The organism is Myxococcus sp. CA039A, assembly GCF_013336645.1.
In the GTDB taxonomy this organism is placed as follows: Bacteria; Myxococcota; Myxococcia; order Myxococcales; family Myxococcaceae; genus Myxococcus; species Myxococcus llanfairpwllgwyngyllgogerychwyrndrobwllllantysiliogogogochensis.
The window spans coordinates 24,781-44,831 of record NZ_JABUMQ010000044.1; the positions used below are offsets into that span (position 1 = coordinate 24,781).

Annotated in this window: 13 protein-coding genes; 7 read left to right on the forward strand and 6 right to left on the reverse strand. The window is 68.2% G+C overall.

Translation table 11 applies throughout. From position 1 onward, the window contains the following. Nucleotides 1–34 precede the first annotated feature (34 nt). The 4 genes from HR086_RS10120 to HR086_RS10135 all read left to right on the forward strand — a co-directional run bounded on the left by HR086_RS10120 (nucleotide 35) and on the right by HR086_RS10135 (nucleotide 4,539). Nucleotides 35–1,732, forward strand: a complete 1,698-nt coding sequence (locus HR086_RS10120; RefSeq protein ID WP_174465481.1) for an ATP-binding protein — start codon at nucleotides 35–37, stop codon at nucleotides 1,730–1,732. 32 nt (nucleotides 1,733–1,764) lie between these two features. Beyond that, nucleotides 1,765–3,246, forward strand: coding sequence for a potassium/proton antiporter (locus tag HR086_RS10125; protein ID WP_174465482.1), 1,482 nt, complete (start codon nucleotides 1,765–1,767; stop codon nucleotides 3,244–3,246). Between the two features lie 98 nt (nucleotides 3,247–3,344). After that, nucleotides 3,345–4,151: a helix-turn-helix transcriptional regulator gene (locus HR086_RS10130; protein ID WP_254624960.1), complete on the forward strand. Its 807-nt coding sequence runs from the start codon at nucleotides 3,345–3,347 to the stop codon at nucleotides 4,149–4,151. 25 nt (nucleotides 4,152–4,176) lie between these two features. Continuing rightward, nucleotides 4,177–4,539: a VOC family protein gene (locus HR086_RS10135; protein WP_141644488.1), complete on the forward strand. Its 363-nt coding sequence runs from the start codon at nucleotides 4,177–4,179 to the stop codon at nucleotides 4,537–4,539. 54 nt (nucleotides 4,540–4,593) lie between these two features. Here HR086_RS10135 and HR086_RS10140 read toward each other — a convergent pair whose 3' ends face one another. Then, nucleotides 4,594–7,014 carry an arylsulfatase gene (locus HR086_RS10140; RefSeq protein ID WP_254626271.1) on the reverse strand — a complete coding sequence of 807 codons (2,421 nt, stop codon included), beginning with the start codon at nucleotides 7,012–7,014 and terminating at the stop codon, nucleotides 4,594–4,596. Nucleotides 7,015–7,145: 131 nt separating this feature from the next. Continuing rightward, nucleotides 7,146–7,577 carry a helix-turn-helix domain-containing protein gene (locus HR086_RS10145; RefSeq protein ID WP_174460726.1) on the reverse strand — a complete coding sequence of 144 codons (432 nt, stop codon included), beginning with the start codon at nucleotides 7,575–7,577 and terminating at the stop codon, nucleotides 7,146–7,148. Nucleotides 7,578–7,652: 75 nt separating this feature from the next. Between HR086_RS10145 and HR086_RS10150 the strand changes: the two genes are divergently transcribed. Then, nucleotides 7,653–8,513 (forward strand): class I SAM-dependent methyltransferase, encoded by an 861-nt coding sequence (locus HR086_RS10150; protein WP_174465483.1) that lies wholly within the window; start codon nucleotides 7,653–7,655, stop codon nucleotides 8,511–8,513. A gap of 42 nt (nucleotides 8,514–8,555) precedes the next feature. On the opposite strand, the gene HR086_RS10155 is transcribed toward HR086_RS10150, so the two are convergent. After that, a complete protein-coding gene (locus HR086_RS10155; RefSeq protein ID WP_174465484.1) occupies nucleotides 8,556–9,692 on the reverse strand; it encodes a serine hydrolase in 1,137 nt (378 codons plus the stop codon). 298 nt (nucleotides 9,693–9,990) lie between these two features. Here HR086_RS10155 and HR086_RS10160 point away from each other — a divergent pair, with 298 nt between their 5' ends. Then, the gene (locus tag HR086_RS10160) at nucleotides 9,991–11,598 is read left to right on the forward strand and encodes an LVIVD repeat-containing protein (protein ID WP_254626272.1); all 1,608 of its coding nucleotides are present in this window, start codon (nucleotides 9,991–9,993) and stop codon (nucleotides 11,596–11,598) included. Nucleotides 11,599–11,732: 134 nt separating this feature from the next. Here HR086_RS10160 and HR086_RS10165 read toward each other — a convergent pair whose 3' ends face one another. The 3 genes from HR086_RS10165 to HR086_RS10175 form a co-directional block, all read right to left on the reverse strand. Continuing rightward, nucleotides 11,733–12,563 (reverse strand): hypothetical protein, encoded by an 831-nt coding sequence (locus tag HR086_RS10165; RefSeq protein WP_174465485.1) that lies wholly within the window; start codon nucleotides 12,561–12,563, stop codon nucleotides 11,733–11,735. A 242-nt stretch (nucleotides 12,564–12,805) separates the two neighbouring features. After that, nucleotides 12,806–14,089, reverse strand: a complete 1,284-nt coding sequence (locus HR086_RS10170; protein WP_174465486.1) for a family 16 glycosylhydrolase — start codon at nucleotides 14,087–14,089, stop codon at nucleotides 12,806–12,808. A gap of 252 nt (nucleotides 14,090–14,341) precedes the next feature. After that, nucleotides 14,342–17,683, reverse strand: coding sequence for a hypothetical protein (locus HR086_RS10175; protein WP_174465487.1), 3,342 nt, complete (start codon nucleotides 17,681–17,683; stop codon nucleotides 14,342–14,344). 173 nt (nucleotides 17,684–17,856) lie between these two features. On the opposite strand from HR086_RS10175, the gene HR086_RS10180 reads away from it, so the two are divergent. Then, nucleotides 17,857–19,641, forward strand: coding sequence for a monovalent cation:proton antiporter-2 (CPA2) family protein (locus HR086_RS10180; protein ID WP_174465488.1), 1,785 nt, complete (start codon nucleotides 17,857–17,859; stop codon nucleotides 19,639–19,641). The last annotated feature ends 410 nt before the right edge of the window (nucleotides 19,642–20,051 follow it).

The following is a 20,051-nucleotide window of genomic DNA, read 5'->3' on the forward strand; positions in this document are numbered from 1 at the left end:
GGTGTCAATATCCCGTCAGCCCTTCCGCGTTCCGATGAGCCCTGCCCTGCCTTCCTTCGTCTCCGCCTTCACCGCGCTCCCCGACCCGGCCTACGTCCTCGATGCCACGGGTCGCATCCTGGCGTGCAGCGCCTCGGGAGCGCGGGCGTTCGGACGGGGGACCGATGGGCTGGAAGGCCGTCAGTGGACCGAGCTCGGCGTGCCCCTGGAGGACGCCGCGCGACTGGAGGTGGCGCGAGTCCAGGCGTCGACTCGCGGCGACGCCGTCACGGTGGAGCTGCCCTGGCCGGTGGACACGGGCCTGCGCCGCCACGCGCTGGTGCTCACGCCCCTTGCGTCCGAGGAGGGCGCAAGCACCGTGCTGGTGACGGCGAGGCCGCTCACGGAAGCCGAGGCCGTGTACTCACGCGCCCTGGAGCTGGAGCAGGCGGCGCGCGCGGAGGTCGAGCAGGCCGAGCGACGCCGCTCGTTCCTCTACCAGGCGATGACGACGCTGTTCACCCATCCGCCCGACCCCCACGGCATGTACACGCTGCTGGCGCACCTGGCGGTGCCGGACCTGGCGGACTGGTGTCTGGTGGATGCGCTGGAGCAGGGCCCGTGGGTGTCCCGCGTGGCGGCGGCCTGCCTGGACCCGACGCAGCAGGAGCGCGCGAGCACGCTGCCCCAGCGCATCGAGAAGCGCGACGACGCCCCGGTGGGTCTCTTGCGCGTGCTGTACACCGGGGAGCCGGAGCTGGTGCCCGCGGTGACGGATTCGCTCCTGCGCGCGGCGGCGGCGGAGCCGGCGCACCCGGCCCTGCTGCGCACGCTCCAGGCGCGCTCGTACATGATCATCCCGCTGCGCGCGCGCGGGAACACGCTGGGCGCGGTGACCTTCGTCTCCTCGGGTTCGGGGCGGCGGTATGGCCCGGATGACCTGGCGCTGGCGGAGGACCTGTGCCTGCGCGCCAGCCTCGCCATCGACAACGCGCGGCTGGTGGGTGAATCGCGCAGGGCCGCCCGGGCGCGCGAGGACCTGCTGGCCGTGGTGTCGCACGACTTGAAGAACCCGCTGGGCGTGGTGCAATTGGGCGCGGCGCTGCTCCTGCGTGGGCCGGGCGCGCGGCCGGGCGGAGAGAGCGTGACGAAGCAGGCCACGCGCATCCAGGACGCGACGGACCGGATGTCGCGCCTCATCTCCGACCTGCTGGACTGGGGCCGGCTGGAGGCGGGCGGGCTGCCGCTGGAGCTGGGAGAGCACTCGGTGGCGGGGCTCGTCGCGGAGGCGATGGAGTCCATCCGTCCCCTGGCGGAGGCCAAGGGACTGCACCTGCACCCCCGGCCTCCTCCCGAGGACGTGCGCACCCGGTGCGACAGGACGCGGGTGCTCCAGGTGATGGGCAACCTCCTGGGAAACGCGGTGAAGTTCACCCCGGCGGGCGGCGACCTGGAGGTGGGGGCGTCCGTGCGCAACGGCGAGGTGTACTTCCACGTCCGGGACACGGGCGCGGGCATCGACGCGGAGGCGCTGCCCCACATCTTCGACCGGTACTGGCAGGCGCGCGACGCGGCCAGCCGGGGCACGGGGCTGGGGCTCGCCATCGCCAAGGGACTGGTCGAGGCCCACGGCGGGAGCATCCACGCGCGGAGCACTCCGGGCGAGGGCAGCACGTTCTCCTTCACGCTGCCATTGGCCCACGTGTCCACCGCGCCCCACTCCGGCCGCCCTCGCCCGCGCGCGGACGCCTGAGTTTCGCCGGGGACGGGTAGAGTCCTCCCCGGATGCTCACCACGGAGCCGATTCCCACCGCCTTCCTGCTCGCCGTCTGCGGCGCACTGCTCGCGCTCAGCGTGCTGTTCAGCCGCGCGTCCGGCCGCTTCGGCATCCCCGTCGCGCTGCTGTTCCTGGGCGTGGGCATGGCGGCCGGCTCCGACGGGCCCGGCGGCATCGACTTCGACAACTACGGCTTCGCCTTCCGCCTGGGGACGGTGGCGCTGGTCCTCATCCTCTTCGACGGTGGCCTCAACACTCCCTTGGCGGCCATCCACTCCGCGCTGCGCCCGGCGGCGGCGCTGGCGACGGTGGGCGTGGTGGCCACGGCCGCGTTGATGGGCGCGGCGGCGCACTTCCTCTTCGACTTCCCGTGGACGCAGGCGCTGCTGCTGGGCGCCATCGTCTCCTCCACGGACGCGGCGGCCGTCTTCTCCGTGCTGCGCGGCAGCGGGCTGCACCTGAAGCGGCGGGTGGGCACCACGCTGGAGCTGGAGTCGGGCCTCAACGACCCGATGGCCGTCATCCTCACCACCGGCCTGACGCACACCCTGGCGAGCGGGAAGCCTCCGGGGTGGGAGCTGGCGGTGGAGGCGGTGGTGCAGATGGTGGTGGGCGCCGGCCTGGGCCTGGCCATGGGCTGGGGCGCGCGGCTCCTGCTCAAGCGGCTGCGCCTGCGCGTGGCGGGGCTCTATCCGGTGATGACGCTGGCCCTGGCGCTGTTGTCCTTCGGCCTGCCCACGCTCCTGCACGGCAGCGGTTTCCTGGCCGTGTACATCGTGGGCATCGCGCTGGGCAACGAGACCATCCGCTACCGCACCGGCCTGTTGCGCGTGCATGACGCGCTGGCGTGGCTGTCCCAGGTGTTGATGTTCCTGGTGCTCGGGTTGCTGGTGTATCCGCGAAACCTCATCAGCGTGGCCGGGGTGGGCCTGGGCCTGGGCCTCATCCTCGCCTTCGTGGCGAGGCCGCTGGCGGCGCTGCTGTGCCTCCTGCCCTTCCGGTTTCCCCTGGGGGAAATCATCTACACGGGCTGGGTGGGGCTGCGCGGCGCGGTGCCCATCATCCTGGCCACCTTCCCGGTGCTGTCCGGCACGGAGGGCTCGCGAGACATCTTCAACATCGTGTTCTTCATCGTGGTGGTGAACGGGCTGGTGCCCGGCGCCACGGTGCCGTGGGTGACACGCAAGCTGGGGCTCGCGGCCAACGTGCCCGAGCCGCCCCAGGCCGTGCTCGAAATCGCTTCCACGCAGTTGCTCAAGGGCGAGGTCAGCTCGTTCTACATCCACCAGGCCTCCGCCGTGGCCGGCGAGCGACTGGCGGACCTGCCCTTTCCTCCTGGCTCCTCCGCGATGCTGCTGGTGCGAGGCCAGGAGCTCGTCGCCCCCAAGGGCGACACCGTGTTCCAGCAAGGGGACCACGTGTATGTCATCAGCCACACCGAGGACCTGGCCCTGCTGCGGCTGCTCTTCGGCCAGCAGGAGGACGAGTAGCCACGGCCGTCGTTTCCGTTGCCCGGGTCTGGACCGGCCGCTAGCTTGGGCGGGCGATGCGGGTCTCGACAGTCCTTGAGCGTGAGTCGATTCAAGTCATGGACTTCCGGTGCGACGCCGGTCCCGACGACGCGCCGTTCGCCGAGGTGCACCGCGCCTTCTCCGTGGCCTACGTGCGCAAGGGCACCTTCTGCTACCGCACGCGCGGTGAGTCCTTCGAGCTGGTCGCGGGCTCGCTGCTGATAGGTCACCCCGGGGATGAGTACATGTGCTCGCACGAGCACCTCCGCGGCGATGAGTGCCTGTCCTTCAAGCTGGCTCCGGCGCTGCTGGAGTCGATGGGACTTTCGCCCGACGGCTGGCGCAGCGGCGGTGTTCCGCCCCTGCCGGAGCTGATGGTGCTGGGGGAGCTGGCCCAGGCCACCGCCGAGGGGACGAGCGACGTGGGGATGGACGAGGTGGGCCTGGTGTTCGCGGCCCGCTTCGCGGAGGTCGTCACGGGGCGGACTGACAAGGCGCCCTCGGCGCGGCCCGTGGACCGGCGGCGCGTGGTGGAGTCGGCGCTGTGGCTGGATGCGCACTCGGGCGAGGATATCGACCTGGAGGGCGCGGCGAAGGAGGCGGGGCTCAGCCCGTTCCACTTCCTGCGACTCTTCTCGAAAGTCGTCGGCGTGACGCCGCACCAGTACCTGCTGCGCTCCCGCCTGCGCCACGCGGCGCGGCTGCTCGCGGACGACTCGCGCTCCATCACCGACGTGGCCTTCGACGTCGGCTTCGGCGACCTCTCCAACTTCGTGCGCACCTTCCACCGCGCCGCCGGAGTGTCCCCCGGACGCTTCCGTCAGGCGGCCCGGGGCGAGCGCAATTTCCTCCAAGAGCGACTCGCCCCTCGCCCCGTACGGTGACGGCCTCTCTCACACAGAGGTCATCGTGTTCGACCACATCGGCTTGAAGGTGAAGGACCTGGACGCCAGCGTGCGCTTCTACACCGCCGCGCTCGCGCCCCTGGGATTTGGACTGTGCTCGCGAGACGACTCGGGCGCGGGCTTCGGCCCACCGGGTGAGCCCGCGTTGTGGCTCTACCCCACCCAGGGCGCGACGGGGCCTGGCACCCACCTGGCGTTCCGCGCCTCGCAGCACGCCGCCGTGGACCGCTTCCACGCGAGCGGGCTGGAGGCCGGCGGTCAAGACAATGGGAAGCCCGGCGTGCGCGCCGACTACAGCCCCACGTACTACGCCGCGTTCCTGAAGGACCCCGACGGCAACAACGTCGAGGCCGTCTGTCTGAAGTGACTTCGAGCGAGGCGCTCCCGGCGTGTGGCCCACCGGGAGCGTTTCGGCGCGGTGCTACTGCCGCATCATCTCGTGCTGGAAGCGGGCCTCGGCCTTCTTCGTCGGGTCCGCGTGGTCCGGGTGGAAGTCCGGCTTGAGGTCGAAGTCCACGCGCAGGACGCGGCCGGTGAAGCGGGAATTGGACGGGTACTCGGGGCTTACCGCCGTGCCCTTGTCCCAGCCCACGTCGAACGTCTCATCCATCGAGTAGCCCACCGGCACCGTCCTGGGAATCTGGGCTTCCGCCACCTTCTTCCCGTCGACGAAGAGCCGCCCCGTGCCACCCGCGCCGAAGGGCTCCGGTCCGGTCTTCTCGAACTCGTAGCGGAGCACGTGCTTGCCGGGCTTCAACGCCTCCTTGCCACGCAGATACGTCAGCTCGGGCCCGGGGAAGTTGTAGCAGAACACCGGCACGCCCTCCTTGAGGTACAGCGAGAAGCCCGCGGAGCTTCCGCCGAGCGCGACGACGGGGCCTCGGGCGTCACCCGCGGGCACCTCCACCTGGGCCGTCATCTCCCAGGAGCGGTTCTTCGTGTCCGGCCCGGCGAACTCCTGGATGCGCACGGCGCCCTCGTAATACGTCATGCGCTCGCGCTCCGCGTAGAGCCCCGCGCGGCCCAGCGCGCGCATCTGGAAGCGGTCATCCAGTGGCAACACCTGGTAGCGCCCCGCCTCCGCCCACCACAGGCCCACCAGCTCGATGAGCTTCTTCACCATCGGGTCGCTCAGGTTCGCGCGGTCCCTGCCCTTCATCAGGTCGTTCGACTCGGTGGGGTCCTCCACGACGTTGTAGAGCTCCCAGTGGTCCTCGTCGAAGCTCCACCGCGCCTTGTTCTCCCACGGTTTGCGCCCGTGGTACGTCACGACCTTCCAGCCATCGTGGTACAGGCCCCGGTTGCCGAGCATCTCGAAGTACTGGGTGATGTGATTGGTCGGCGCCTTCGCGTCGCTGAACGAGTAGTTCATCGGGTAGCCCTCGACGGGCTCCTGCTGCACGGAGTTGATGAAGCGCGGGGCCTCCACGCCAATCGCCTCCAGAATCGTCGGGACGATGTCGATGCAGTGGTGGTACTGCGTGCGCAGCTCGCCCCTGGCTTCGATTCCGCGCGGCCAGTGGACGATGAGCGGGTTTCGCACCCCGCCGAAGTGCGTGTACTGCTTGCAGAGCTGGAACGGCGTGTTGCCCGCCATGGCCCAGCCCACCGGGTAGTGGTTGTACGAGCCGGGCTGGCCGAACTGGTCGATGCGCGCCAGGTTCTGCGCCACCGTCTCCTCGGCGTTGTTCGCCACGGACTGCTCGTTGAACAGGCCCGTCAGCGTGCCCTCACCCGAGGAGCCGTTGTCCCCGATGAAGACGAACACCAGCGTGTTGTCGAGCTGCCCGGTGCGCTCCAGGAACTCCATCAGCCGGCCGAGCTGCGCATCCGCGTGTTCGATGAAGCCGGCGTACAGCTCCGCCATGCGCGCGAAGAGGCGCTTCTCGTCGGCGGAGAGCGAGTCCCACTTCTGCACGCCCTCCAGCATGGGCGCGAGCTTCGCGTGCTCGGGGATGATGCCCAGCTTCTTCTGCTGGGCCAGCACCTTCTCGCGGTAGGCGTCCCAGCCCAGGTCGAACTGGCCCTTGTACTTGTCCGCCCACTCGGGCGCGACGTGGTGGGGCGCGTGCGCGCACCCCAGCGCGAGCCACGTCAGCCAGGGCTTCGCCGGGTCGGCCGAGTGGTGCTGCGAAATCCAGCTCATGGCCCGGTCCACCAGGTCCGCGGACAGGTGGTAGCCCTCTTCGGGCGTGGCCGGCGGGTCGACGGCCTCGCGGTCCAGGAAGAGCTTGGGCTCCCATTGGTCGCAGTCGCCTCCGAGGAAGCCATAGAAGCGGTCGAAGCCAAAGACGGAGCCCGTGGGCCAGCGGTCATAGGGCCCGGCGATGGTCGTCTCTTCGGAAGGCGTGTTGTGCCACTTGCCAATGCAGTAGCTGGTGTAGCCGTGTTGATGGAGCATGGCGGGTACTCCCGCCTTGTCCTGCGGCTGACGGCCGTTGTAGCCGGGGAAGCCCGTGGCCAGTTCGGTGATGTTGGCCATGCCCACGGAGTGGTGGTTGCGGCCCGTCACGAGACAGGAGCGCGTGGGCGAGCACAGCGCGGTGGTGGTGAAGTGCGTGTAGCGCAGGCCCTGCTGTGCCAGCTTCATCAGCGTGGGCGTGCGAATCATGCCGCCGAAGGGTTCACACCAGCCGAAGCCAACGTCGTCCAGGATGACGTAGAGGATGTTGGGCGCGTCCTTCGGCGCCTTGGGTGGCATCGGGAAGGCCGGCTCTGATTCCTCGTACGTGCGACCAATCCGGCCAGGGAAGCGCTCTCCCTCCCGGTAGGTCTTCATCGTGTCCGCTTTCACACCCCCGCCACCGTTGCCACCCTGATTCTTGCGCTTGTCCTTGCTCATACGGGCCTCCCGGGCACCGCCTGAAGGTGAAGGGCCGCGTGAACGACGGCATCGGCCTGGCGGCTCGGGCGGACGAGGGACCGGGCGGAGGGTGTGTCAGGTCCCCGAAGGGTGACGCGGTGCTCCTGGAGCTAGCGGCTTGGAGTCCTCTTCCTTCGCGCGCCCGTCGTCGGGGCGGACGCGGCGGCGCGCAGGATGCGGCGGAAGGTGGGGCATTCCAGGTGGCTCGGCGCGGGGCAGACAGCGGCGTGCCGAAGACCGTCGCGCATGATGCCGAGCTCGCGAATCGTCCTGTCGAGTTCCTCCGCCTTGGCCACGAGCAGGGGTCGGTCGATGCGCAGCCGCCCGTCCGGCGCGAACATGTGCGCGATGTCATCGAGCGAGAAGCCGGCGGCGCGCCCCAGTGAAATCAGCGCCAGTCGCTCCAGGACATCGGGAGCGAACAGCCGGCGCAGGCCCCGCCTGCCGGTGGAGGCAAGCAGCCCCTTCCCTTCATAGAACCGCAGCGTCGAGGCGGGAACGCCGGACCGCCGCGCCACCTCCGTGATGTCCAGGTCTCTCACCCACTTGACCTCAAGTCGACTTGAAGTGGCACAGTTGAACTTACGCTGCCTGAAGGCAAGTCGAAGGAGACATCCATGACCGCGACGAACCCCCTTGGAGACGAGCAGACGAAACTCTGGAACGGCACCGCCGGGCACGCCTGGGTCGACATGCAGGAGTTGATCGACTCCATGTACAAGCCGCTCGAGGACATGCTCGTCGCGGCGGTGTCCCCGGACTCTGGAGGCCGGGTGCTCGACATCGGCTGTGGCACGGGCGGCACCACGCTCGCCGTCGCTCGACGGTTGGGGGCACAAGGTCGCTGTCTCGGCATTGACATCTCGGACCCGATGCTCGCCACCGCGAGGGCGCGGGCGGAGCGGGAAGGCACGCCTGCGCGGTTCGTCCACGCCAACGCGCAGCGCCATGTGTTCGAGCCCGCGAGCTTCGACCAGCTCATCTCTCGCTTCGGCGTCATGTTCTTCGATGACCCGGTCCGGGCCTTCACGAACCTGAGAAGTGCCGCGAGGGACGGCGCGGAGCTCCGGTTCATCGCCTGGCGGAGTGCGGCGGAGAATCCGTTCATGACCACCTCCGAGCGCACGGCGGCACCGCTCCTGCCGAACCTCCCCGCTCGTCGGCCGGGTGGCCCGGGACAGTTCGCCTTCGCGGACCCGCACCGGGTCCAATCCATCCTGGAGGAGAGCGGCTGGGCCGGGGTCGAACTCCGGCCCATCGACGTCGAGTGCGTCTTTCCCGAGAAGGAGCTGGTCCGTTACCTGTCCCGGCTCGGGCCCGTCGGAATGTTCCTCCAGGAGACGGACGAGCGGACTCGCACCAAGGTTGTCGACGCGGTCCGCGTCGCCTTCGAGCCCTTCGTGCATGGCACGGAGGTCCGCTTCACCGCGGCCTGCTGGTGGATATGCGCTCGGGCGCCATCCGCGTCAGCCGGCTGATACGACCGGGTCACTTCAAAAATGCGTGACGGGCGAGTCGCTCTAGCGGGCCTGCATGGACTCAACCATGTCAAAGATGTGCGCTAGCGCGCCTTCCATGGCTTTGGCGGTGGCATCGCCACTCTGGTTGGTAATGATGAATACCCCCAACTGGTACTTCGGCACGATGAAGACGTAGCTTTGCGCGCGCGGCACGCCGCCGTGATGCACGTAGTGGGTGCCCAACTGGCTGTTCTGGCCGATGTTCCAGAAATAGCCAATGCTGAAGTCCTCTTCAAAGCGCACCAGCGGCTTGTGCGACTCGGCCACCGCGGGATGGGCGCCCAATTGCAAGCGCAAGTACTTGACCATCTCTGGCATCGTCGCCTTCAAGTTTCCCGCGGCGCCCCAGGGCAGGAGTGGCATCGGCGTGGTGGCGACCGGGTTGTCGCTGTGGTAGCCAGGCGCCAGCCGGCTGGCGTACTGGGCAGGCAGGCGAAGCCATGTATCGCGCATGCCGGCTTCCCGGGACAGGAATTCCGCGAGCAACGATTCGTAGGGGGCTCCGTAGATTTTTTCGAGAGTGTGCGCGACCAGTTCGGTGCCGGCGCTCGAATATGCATAGTCCTTGCCGAGCGGACCCTTGATGCTGACTGTGTGCAGGTCCTGCCAGAATTGCTGCTGCCCGTAGTCTGCATAGGCGACATTGAGCTTTGCCGGGGTGGCATGCTCAGTGAAGTCCTTCAACACCGCATTCACTTGCAGTGGCAACATTCCCGGCATGCCGCTGGTGTGCGTGATCAAATGGCGCAGACGGATAGGCTCGCCGTTTGACTGCAAGTTCGGATAGGCGGACGGCAGATACTTTTGTATCGGATCGTCGAGAGTCGCCTTACCTTCGAGTACAGCGTTTGCCAACAGCAGGCCGGCGAATGTCTTGCTGACCGAACCTATTTCATAAAGAGTCGTATCGTTGGGCGGATTGGACTTGCCGGTTTCCAGTTCACCTCGATGCTGGATGAACTCCTCGCCGCGATAGACCACTGCGATCGAGGTTGAGTGCAGCAGTCTTTCCTGCAGCAGGGTTGTCGCGGCCTGGTTCATTGCCGTGGGAATATCGCGTGCTGGCGCAGAGCCAGCCGTCTTGCAAGCGGCCAACACCAGCGTCATTCCAGCAATGGCTACGGAGAGTTTGTTCATCAGGCGCATCTTCCAGAGAGGGGTGGACATTTTCGCACAACACCCAGGTCGGAGCCATGCGCTCGGGGGCCGCCTTGCGGTAGCACGGGCGCATGCGCAGGCGTTGGGCGGAGTCCAGGACACCATCGGAGAGCCGTTCAGGACGCGGATGGCTGCGTGTATTTCGTGGATTCCTCGCATGGACTCCTCATACGCAACGAGCGACAAGCAGACCGTGAGCATCGGCGCAGGGGATTGCCCTAGAGTCATGTCGCCTTGAGCCCCCGAAGTGTGCGGGGCTCTTCCTTGGAGGGGCATCATGACTGGGATGAAGCAAGGTCTCCGCGCCGCGAGACTGATGGGCCTCCTGGCCCTGGCCGGCTGTGACTCGGACCCGAAGGCGGAGCCGTGGGACGGGCTGTACACGCCGCTGGAGGAGCAGGGAGACATCATCGCGGACACCGGTCCGTTCGCGACCTGCACGGTGCGAAAGGACATCTCCGCCCCCTGCGGCTCACCCGAGGTCTTCGACCTCTCCTCGTGCAATCGAGCGTCCCTGGACACACTCGAGCGAGAGGGCGCCGTCTACCGTGGCGTGGTCCGCGTCGAATACATGCAGCCACAAAGGGAGATGGCCACCGCGGGCGTGGGCCTCCGACTGAGCCCCGATGGGCGACAGGTGGAGTTCCTCAACGGGATAGCCTCCAGTTCATCCCAGCTCGGCGACGGGCAGTTCTCCGCGTCGATGGGCTACACCAACACGGCCTCTGGTGTGTACTTCGAACAGTTCGCATTGGGCTGCGAGGCGGTGTCTCCCCGGGAGCTCGTGGGCTGCTACAGCTATTGCGCGGATGGCTCCACCTATGTGCATGGAACCTTCCGCGCCGAGCGGATGAGCTGGGCTCGCGGCGAGGCGGAGTCCTCGGGCGGATTGAAGCTGCGCTCCGAGTCCTACGTGGAGCTGGGACAATCCGTGGACGTCTTTGTCGCGAAGGACCATGCCTACGTGGTGTCCATCCAGCGCCGGGGAGAGCCGGGCGGGCTGACGGTCTTCGACGTGAAGGACCGGCGACGGCCCGTCTTCAAGACGTCCATCAGCCTGCCGGGCGACAACTATTGGAACGGCGTGTGGTCAAAGGGCGACGCGCTCTATGTCGCCAGCGCCAGCTCCGGCCTCATCGTCTTCGACATCTCGAATCCGGCCAGTCCCGTCTTCCTCCAGAGCTACCCGGGCGGAGGGCCCCTCGACATCCACACGGTGCTGGTCGATGGAGACCGGCTCTATGCGATGTCCACCGGACGGAACGCCGAGGTGCTGCTCTTTGATGTGACCACCCCCACCGAGCCACGACTCCTGCACCGCGAGAGCCTGGGCGGCATCGGGACCGGCATCTATGGCGTGCCACACGACGCCTTCGCGTACGGAGACCGCCTCTATGTGAGTCACATGAGCGGCGGCTACCAGATTCTCGACGTGCGCAACCCAGAGAACTTCGAGCACCTGGGCGAGTACACCTACTACGGCGCGGTGAGCCATCACAGCGCGGTGGGCACCCTGGGCGGACACACGGTGGCGTTCGAGGGCGGCGAGCGACAGGGCGCCCACCTGCGTGTGCTGAAGGTGGATGACCCGACGAACATCGAGCTCATCGGAGAGTTCAAGCTGCGCGACGTCGCCTCCATCCACAACATGCTGCTGGTGGGCACGCGCCTGTACATCGCCTGGTACCATGAGGGCCTGCGCGTGCTGGATGTCTCCAATCCCACGAAGCCCCGGCAGGTGGCTCACTTCAACACCTACAGGGAGTCAGACCCCAAGCGCGAGGACGGCCAGTACGAGGGCGCGCTCGGCATTCGCGTGCCAGGAGATGGGCACGTGTACGTGGTGGATGACGCACGAGGGTTGCTCATCTTCGACGAGCCCTGAGCGACGCACCCGCCCGGGGCCGCCGTTGAGGGCCCCGGTTCGAGGCGCGGAGGCCCGGTCGGTTCGACGGCGCGTTGGCGTACCAGCGCCAGGTGGATGGGGACACGACCTGAACAGGATTCGCCCGACACGGCTCACAGTGGCACGGTAGCGCCGAGCAGTTCGAGCACCGCGGCGCCTTCGGGCGTGTCGGCGACGAGCGGCGCCGTCAACTGGCCAAGGTCGCGCGCCGCGCGAGCGAGTTCGACGACGTGCTCGTTCGTCTCGCCGGCAATCCACCATTCCGACGAATCCTCATCGGCGACAATCCAGAGCCAACCCCCTTCCGCCAGGCTGAAGTCGTGGAGCGTGGCTTTCGTCGCGTACGCGCGTGAATAGGAAGAGAAGCGCTCCTTGAGCGCCGCATGCGCTTCGGCGCTGAATGGGCCCTGCGACGCTCGCAACCAGCGACCATTCCGGAAGGGCTGCACCGGGCACGCCGCTTCGGAGCGCGCGAGGTCGGCGTTCTTTCCCCAGAACGAATACGGCACCATGTCCTGGTGGAGGTACCCGTCCAAGAACGCATCGAAGAGCCACGACGAGAAGGAACGCGGGGGTGACCAACCACGGTCGCGGTGGTGTTCATGGACAGGCGGGTCGCGCGAACCATCCAGTTCGAAGAACACGCGCCACTGGCGCATGACATCGGTTTGGAAATAGACCAGCGGCCCGTGGAGAGCGCTCGGAGGCGTGGGGACATCGAGCTCGTCGCCAGTCGCGCGCTCGACGGAGGTCAGCACGGACGTCAGCGTCTCGAGCGTGCCATCGCGGTATTCGGCCCACAGGTCCGGAAGCGGCACCTCCCATTCCTCGTCGGTCACGCGTCCGACGATGACGGCTCCTGGCTCGGGGGCATTCCACACCCTGCGTTGGTATTCATTGGGCGCCATCGGAATGGTCGCAAGGCGGGTGAAGAACTCGCGCACGACGGCGGGAAGCGAGCGGCCGGACCGCGCCTCCCAAGCCTCGACTTCACGGAGTCGCTCGGGACAGGTCGACGGCTCCACCACGAGAAGCAGATAGAGAGGCTGGAGCGGTGAAAGCATGAGCCCGACACTCTAACGAGAGGGCGCCGGGTCAGCGAGGGAGCAGGCGATGCTCGCCTGGCCCGAGGAGGGTCGCCCGGGGCCGCCGTGGACGGCCCCGGTTGGAGGCATGGAGGCCCCGGTCAGTTCGACGGCGCGTTGGCGTACCAGCGCACGTAGTCCACCTCGAGCACCTGGGGGAACACGGTGTTCGTCGGGTCTCCGCCCAAATCCCCCAGCGCCAGGTTGAGCAGCAGGTGGTTGGGCTGGTCGAACACCCACGTCCCCGTGGTGCCACGCGGGAAGGTGAAGCGCTTGATTCGGTCCGCGTACCACTCCACGCGGTTGGCATTCCAGAAGATGCCGAAGGTGCGCCACGCGTCACCCACGCGCGCGGGCGCGTAGTCCACCTGTCCCGGAGGTCCCCAACCGTAGGCGATGCCGGGCGCGTGAATGGTGCCGTGAGCCAGCGTGGGCAGCGGCCCCTCGCCCTCGAAGATGTCGAACTCTCCGTTGGCGGGCCACTCCCCCGTGGAGCCCATCATCCACGCCGCGGGCCAGGTGCCCAGCCCCGTGGGCGCCTTGAGCCGCACCTCGACGTAGCCATACTGGCGCTCCATGCGGCCCTTCGAGTGGATTCGCGCGGACGTGTAGTCGCGCGTCACGCCGTCCGCGCCGGTATACGTCTCTCGCCGCGCGATGATTTTCAGGTGACCACTCCCGTCGTGCTGCACGTTCTGGGGACGCGCCGTGTACTGCTGAATCGTCCGACCGTTGTCCCACATGCCGCCCGTGACGGGCTCCCACACCTGCGGATTCGGCAGGGTGCCCGCGACTCCGTCGAACTCGTCACTCCAGAGCAGCTGGCTCGGCTCGCCCGGCGTCGGCGGCGGGACGACCGCCAGCGTCAGCGCGTCCACCAGGAAGGCATTGCCCGCCGTGGCATTGGACTGAAGGACATACACATCCAGCGTGTTGCCCGTCTGCTGCACCGTCGTCTCCACCGTCAGTTGCTGGAAGGCCGTCGTCAGGCCAACCTCCGGAGACTCCGCGTACCCCACCGAGGTCCCCGCGCCATTGCGCTCCCGGACGGCCAGCACCACGGGCTTGCCCACCGTCCCGGCGTTGCTCGCCGCGATGAAGACCTGTGCCCGGTAGACGGTGCCCACCGTCGTGGAGGCCACCGCGTCCGGAGCGTCATCCAGCGAGTAGGCGTCCCCCGCCGACCGCGTGACGCGCACCACGTACGCACCATCCGGTGCCGACGCGTGGCTCACCCGGGCCAGCGTCCCCTGCCACGTCGACCAGCCGGTGAGGTTCGTCTCAAATGAAGGGTTGGACAGGATGTTGCCCGCGGGCAGGGCAAGGTCCTCCGCGGCGGCCACACCTGCCGCCGTGAAGAGGGCGGCGGTGCAGAACAATCTCATCCAGGTTCGACCCGTTGTCGTGACGCGCTGACGCATGAATACCTCGGGGTGGAGGGAAACAGGAGCCCCGTCGCATATCCCCGAAATACAAAACCTCGCTGATGTTTCTATGTCATTGCGGGTTTTCCACTCGCGATTCGAATTTCATGCGCCACTGAGTTCCGGCGCGTGTCTGGATTCAAATAGGCAAGGCACCCACTGGCCCCGTCGGGCTCCGCCCGGCCCTTGTTCCGGCCGGGCGGAGAACTTCGGTCAGATTTTCTGGTCCGCGAGCGCGTGGGAGCGCTCGCGCTCAATCGCACTGCCAATGCCGATGGTGACGAGCCCCACCGACAAGGCGACCGCGACTCCCGCAGGCCCGCCGAAGGCGCCCACCGCCGCCGCCGTGCCGAAGTAGCCCGCCACGGCGCCACCGGCCTGCACCGCGCCGAGCGCCACCTGGTACTTGTCGTCGTTGGCGATTCCCTCGGCCACCTGGATTCCGCCGCTCACGACACCCACCGCCGCGCTGAGCCGGCCCGACCACTCCGCCAGCTTGATGGGATTGACGCGTCCGCCCAGCTCTCCCGAGGGGGAGATGGTCGTGCCCGTGCCCTTGGCCGCGAAGCGCAGCAGCTCCGCGCCCTCCACCACTCCGCTCGCCCCGTCGATGATGCCCAGGCCGCTCTTGACGAGGTCGAGCTTGTTCTGTTCGTCCAGGGCCTTCTTGAAGTCCCCCACCCCGGACACGACGTCCTTCGCGCCGGAAATCACCTGGAAGCCACCCACGGCACCCACCCCGAGGCGCTGGTCCTTGTCGAGGTCCAGGGTGAGCTCCTGGTTGAACTCCTCCACGGGATTCAAGCTGAAGAACTTCGGGTTGTTCGCCGGGTCGGGCTTGCCCTGCTTCGTCGCCGCGGTGGTGTTGGCCTCCTGCGCCAGCCGCGCCAGCCCGTAGTCCACCGTGTCTCCCGCGACATCCCAGCCCGCGCTCTCCGGGGCCTCCGGCGCGTCCTCCAGCGTCTGGGCATGGAGCGCCGAGAGCTTGGAGAAGTCATTGAGCTGCTGCTGCAACCCGTTCACCGCATAGGCTCCCAGCGCGGCCTGCGCGGGCGGCAGGCTGGCCTTGAGCTGCTGGGGGTCGGCGATGGGCTTGCCATTGACGGTCAGCTTCTCGGGCGGGATGGACGCCTCCGCGGAGCCCTCCGGGCCGGTGAGCTTCGACTCCGCTCGCACCACCTGCGGGCCCTTGGGCGTCTGCGCCGTCGTCAGCGCCTGCTCGTAGGTGCGCTTGGGCTTGTCGCCGCCCTCCTCCAGGCCACTGGTGCGCTCGGTGACTTCCACCTCGCCCTTCGCGTTGCGCGACTCGGTGCGCTGGAAGTCCTTCACCCGGCGGACACCCGTGGGGTCCGTCTGGTCCGAGTGGCTGGCGGTGATGAGGCCCTTGTCGTTGTACGTCGTGGTGCTGGTGCCCTTGATGTCCACCAGCTCCTTTTCATCCTTGTCCGAGGGCTTGGGCACACGTCCCTCGGTCGTCTCGGTGACGGTGTTTCCCTCCAGCTTCTTGCGCGTGACGAGCGTGACGTTGGGCTGTCCCTCGAAGAAGGTCTGCGTGTTCAGCTCGCCGTCGCCGCTCTTCTCCAGCACGTAGCTGGTGGGCGCGGCGTCGTCGGCGCCTCGGGCATCCTTCTCCACCTTGGCCAATTCCTCCGCGCCGGCCGGGCGGTCGCCCTTCACCGGCGAGTCGACGGCCTTCGTCTCCGTCTTCGTCAGCCGCAGCTCGTTTCCCTGCGAGTACGACGTCCCCTCCACGACCATCGCCTTCACGGGCTTGCCCTTCTCGTCCTTGGCTCCCGGAGGAGGAATGACGGTGGTGGTGGTGTGGACCGTGTCGGTGGAGGAGTGGTTCCTGAACTCGTCGAACTTGCCGTTGACGTGGTCCGTCTTGTCCGAGCCCCCGTACTCCTTCTTCGTCTCCGTCAGCGTCCCGTCCGGGGTGCGCTGGGTGGTGGTCTGCTTCGCATTGCTGCCGCCCTCGAACTTCGTGGCGGAGTAGGACGAGCCCTTCACCTTGCCCGCGGCCAGGTCCTCGAGCGACGGCGCGGGCGTGGAGGCGTCCTGCTTCCAGCGCGTATCGGTGGACGTGCTCGGCCCCTCCGGGCCCCCGCTTTCGAAGACGGTGCGGCGCGCGTCGCCCTTCTTGTCCACCTGGGTCGAGTCCACCTTGACGTTGTCGCCCTGGAACGACACCTCCAGGCGCTCGGTCACCTTGCCCGCCTTGTCCTTGCGCACGAGGACGGCGTGGTCCTTCGTCGCGCCGGGCTCGACGGTGAAGGGCTCCTTGGACTTGGGGTTCTTCGCGACGTCGTTCAGCGTCTGCCGAGCGGTGGTCCGCGTCTCCTGGTCCAGCGTCTTCTGGCGCGCGTTGAGGCCGTCGCGCTCCTCGGAGACGGAGTTGAGGTCCACCTCCGCCTGGAGCTTCTGGTCCAGCTTGCTCGGCATGGACTGGGCCTTGATGGCGGGGTCGACGTTGGAGAGGGCGTCGGCGTCCTTGTAGCGCTTCGCCGCGCGCAGCTGGCTCACCATCTCTCCGCCCAGCTTCGCCACCGCCGGGTCCTTGGCGTTCTCCTTCAAGGAGCGGCCGGGCTCCCCCACGCCGTCCAGCGACGTGGACTTCGAGGCCGAGAGGAGCTGACCCGCCAGCTCCTTGCGCGCCTCCGGTCCCACCATGTCGGCGCCCTGGGCCAGCGACTTCATGAGCTCCGGCGTCTTCGAGTGGTGCACCGAGCGGTCATTCACCTGCGCGTCGACGAACGCGTCACGCTGCGGCTTGGACTCCTTCCAGAGCGCGGCGCGGTAGGCGGGGTCGGGGTTGAGCGCCAGTTGCTTGCGCAGCTCCTCCGCGCCCGCGACGGCCTCCTCGTTCTTGTGCGGGGAGTTCTTCACGACGTTGTCCACGTGCTTGACGTCGGCGCGCGCCGCCTCTTCCGGCGTCACCGGCGCGGAGGTGCCGAACAGCTTCGCCTGGTCCTTCTTGCTGAGACTTCCGGCGTCGAAGGTGTCGATGACTTCGTTCGCCTTGGGGAAGGGCTCGGGCTGGCCGGCCTGCTTCGCGCTGACGTTGGCGGTCTTCTGCGCCTGGAGGGCCGTGTCCGAGGCGGTGACGGCGTGCTGCTTGGAGTCGCGCGCGGTGGTGTCGGCCTGGGTCAGCTTCTCCTCCGTGCCCTTGAAGGTCTTTGCTGCCTTGTCCACGCGGCCCTGGTCGGCGTCGACCTGCTTCTTCGCCTTCTTCACGGACTCGGCGTGGGCAGGGGTGCGGCCGGCGGGTGAGTCTCCGTGGTCCAGGAGGCGCTGGTAGTTGGTGTTGGAGGTGTCGAGCGCCTTCTGCGCTTCTCCCTTCTCCTTGGTGGACTTGTCATGGGCGGTCTTCGCCTGCTTCGCCTTCGCGGCGTCGGCCTGTGCCTTGACGGACTTGTTCTTCGCGTCGGTGCGCAGCGTCGTCGCGGTCTTCTTGTCGTTGGTGGCCTTCTCGACCTTGGGGTCCGGAGGCGGCTTGGGCGGCGGCGGCGGCGGAAGAGGGGGTGCTTCTCTGCGAGATATGCGCGGCGGGGGCATCGGCGGCTCCGGGGGTGTGGGGGACTGCGTGGCTGCCTGCTGCCACTGGATTACGCATCCGGCACACAGTCGGTTACATACGACCCACCTTCCCGGTGTCGGGGGTCCCCGCTGACTGGCGAGCCCGGGGGCTGTGATTGCCCGGCATGGGCGTCCGTGCGAGGAAGCGGGGCATGTCCTTCCTGCATCAGGCGCTGGTGTTCCTCGGCGCCGCGGTGGTGTCCGTTCCGCTGTTCAAGCGGCTCGGTCTGGGCTCGGTGCTCGGCTACCTGGTGGCCGGCGCCGTCATCGGCCCCTCCGGCGCGCAGCTCATCGGCGACGTGAAGAACGTGCTCCACTTCTCCGAGCTGGGCGTCGTGCTCCTCCTGTTCGTCATCGGCCTGGAGCTGCAGCCCTCACGCCTGTGGAACCTGCGCCACTCCGTGTTCGGCATGGGCGGCGCCCAGGTGCTCATCACCGGCTCCCTGCTCGCCGCCGCGTGCTTCCTCTTCGGACTGCCCCCCGCCGCCGCCATCATCGCCGGCTTCGGCCTCTCCCTCTCCTCGACCGCCTTCGCGCTCCAGCTGCTCGCCGAACGCAACCAGCTCACCACCGGCTACGGGCGGCTCGCCTTCGGCATCCTCCTGTTCCAGGACCTGGCCGTCATTCCCCTCCTGGCCCTGCTGCCCCTGCTCGGCCACACCGACGCCACCTCCGTCGAGCCCGGCTGGCATACCGGCCTCAAGGTCGTCGCCGTCCTCGTCGGCGTCGTGCTCTCCGGCCGCTTCCTGCTGCGCCCCCTCTTCCGCGCCGTCGCGTCGTTCCACAGCCAGGAGCTCTTCACCGCCACCGCCCTGCTCGTCGTCGTCGGCACCGCCGCCCTCCTCAACGCCGTGGGCCTCTCCATGGCGCTGGGCGCCTTCCTCGCCGGCGTGCTCCTGTCCGAGTCCGAGTACCGCCACGAGCTCGAGGCCGACATCGAGCCCTTCAAGGGCCTGTTGCTCGGCCTGTTCTTCATCGCCGTGGGCATGAGCGTGAACCTGGGCCTCATCACCGAGCGCCCCGGCCTCATCACCGGCCTCGTCGTCGGCCTCGTCGCCATCAAGGGCGCCGTGCTCTACGGACTGGGACGCTTCAACCTCAAGGAGAACGAGCCGGCGCTCAGCCTGGGCGTGGTCATCTCCCAGGGCGGTGAGTTCGCCTTCGTCCTCTTCGCCCTCGCCGTGTCCTTCCACGTCATGTCCACGGAGCTGGCGGACCTGCTCGTCGTCGTCGTGGGCCTGTCCATGGCCACCACGCCGCTGCTCTACGCCGCCTATGAGCGCTGGGGCCGTCCCCGCTTCCAGAAGAAGGCCCAGGCCCGCGAGTACGACGTGGCGCCCGAGGAGGACCACCCCGTCATCATCGCCGGCTTCGGCCGCGTGGGTCAGGTCGTCGGCCGCCTGCTGCGCGCCAAGCGCATCACCTTCACCGCCATTGACGCCAGCCCCGAGCACATCGACTTCATGAAGCGCTTCGGCAGCCAGGTCTTCTACGGCGATGCCTCCCGGCTGGACCTGCTGCGCGCCGCCCGCGCCGACAAGGCCCGCGTCTTCGTGCTCGCCATCGACGACGTCGAGGCCTCCATGCGCACCGCCAGGACGGTGAAGGAGCACTTCCCCCACCTCACCATCTTCGCCCGCGCACGCAACCGCGTGCATGCGTACCGGCTGCTCGATTTGGGCATCGAGCACGTGATGCGCGAGACGTTCGCCGGCAGCGTGGAGATGGGCGGCGACATCCTCCAGACGATGGGCCTCACCTTCTCCGAGAGCCACCGCGTCATGGAGCGCCTGAGAGACCACGACGAGAAGCTCCTGCGCGAGACGGCCCGCTTCCACCGCGACGAGCAGAAGCTCGTGGAGGCCGCCGCGCGCGCTCGCAAGGAGCTGGAGAGCCTGTTCGAGCAGGACGACGCCGAGGCGAAGAAGTCCGCGTGAGCGCCGAGCCCCGGGCAGGCCGACCTCCCGGGTCTTCAAGACTCAAGCTAAAAACAGCACATCCCAGGTCGGCTCGATTTTCCAGGCTATCTGAACCCGCATTCACCCGGGGCGCATTCATCCGTTCGAGTTGCAGCGAAGCCGCACGAGACGCCCGTTCCGAGCCCCCTCCATGCCCTGGAAGGCGCCGAGCGAGGGGGGGACCCCCACCGGCTGCTCGCGGGAGACGGCGAGCGGAGTATGGTTCTCCCCGGATGCGCCCCCGCCTCACCGCAACCCTCATCCTCGCCCCCTTCCGTGCATCGGCCCACGCGGAAGCTCGAGGCGCCTTCGCGCCAGTGGCGCCCTTCGTCCCCATCCGGGCGAGAGGCGACGCGCCGCGACGGCTTCGTGTACCGGGCGTTCCCCCC

What these genes read in the sequence shown, in the direction of transcription:
- HR086_RS10120 (WP_174465481.1), top strand. Translation starts at nt 35, where the DNA reads ATGAGCCCTGCCCTGCCTTCCTTCGTCTCCGCCTTCACCGCGCTCCCC.
- HR086_RS10125 (WP_174465482.1), top strand. Translation starts at nt 1,765, where the DNA reads ATGCTCACCACGGAGCCGATTCCCACCGCCTTCCTGCTCGCCGTCTGC.
- HR086_RS10130 (WP_254624960.1), top strand. Translation starts at nt 3,345, where the DNA reads ATGGACTTCCGGTGCGACGCCGGTCCCGACGACGCGCCGTTCGCCGAG.
- HR086_RS10140 (WP_254626271.1), bottom strand. Translation starts at nt 7,014, where the DNA reads ATGAGCAAGGACAAGCGCAAGAATCAGGGTGGCAACGGTGGCGGGGGT.
- HR086_RS10150 (WP_174465483.1), top strand. Translation starts at nt 7,653, where the DNA reads ATGACCGCGACGAACCCCCTTGGAGACGAGCAGACGAAACTCTGGAAC.
- HR086_RS10155 (WP_174465484.1), bottom strand. Translation starts at nt 9,692, where the DNA reads ATGAACAAACTCTCCGTAGCCATTGCTGGAATGACGCTGGTGTTGGCC.
- HR086_RS10160 (WP_254626272.1), top strand. Translation starts at nt 9,991, where the DNA reads ATGACTGGGATGAAGCAAGGTCTCCGCGCCGCGAGACTGATGGGCCTC.
- HR086_RS10170 (WP_174465486.1), bottom strand. Translation starts at nt 14,089, where the DNA reads ATGAGATTGTTCTGCACCGCCGCCCTCTTCACGGCGGCAGGTGTGGCC.
- HR086_RS10175 (WP_174465487.1), bottom strand. Translation starts at nt 17,683, where the DNA reads ATGCCCCCGCCGCGCATATCTCGCAGAGAAGCACCCCCTCTTCCGCCG.
- HR086_RS10180 (WP_174465488.1), top strand. Translation starts at nt 17,857, where the DNA reads ATGTCCTTCCTGCATCAGGCGCTGGTGTTCCTCGGCGCCGCGGTGGTG.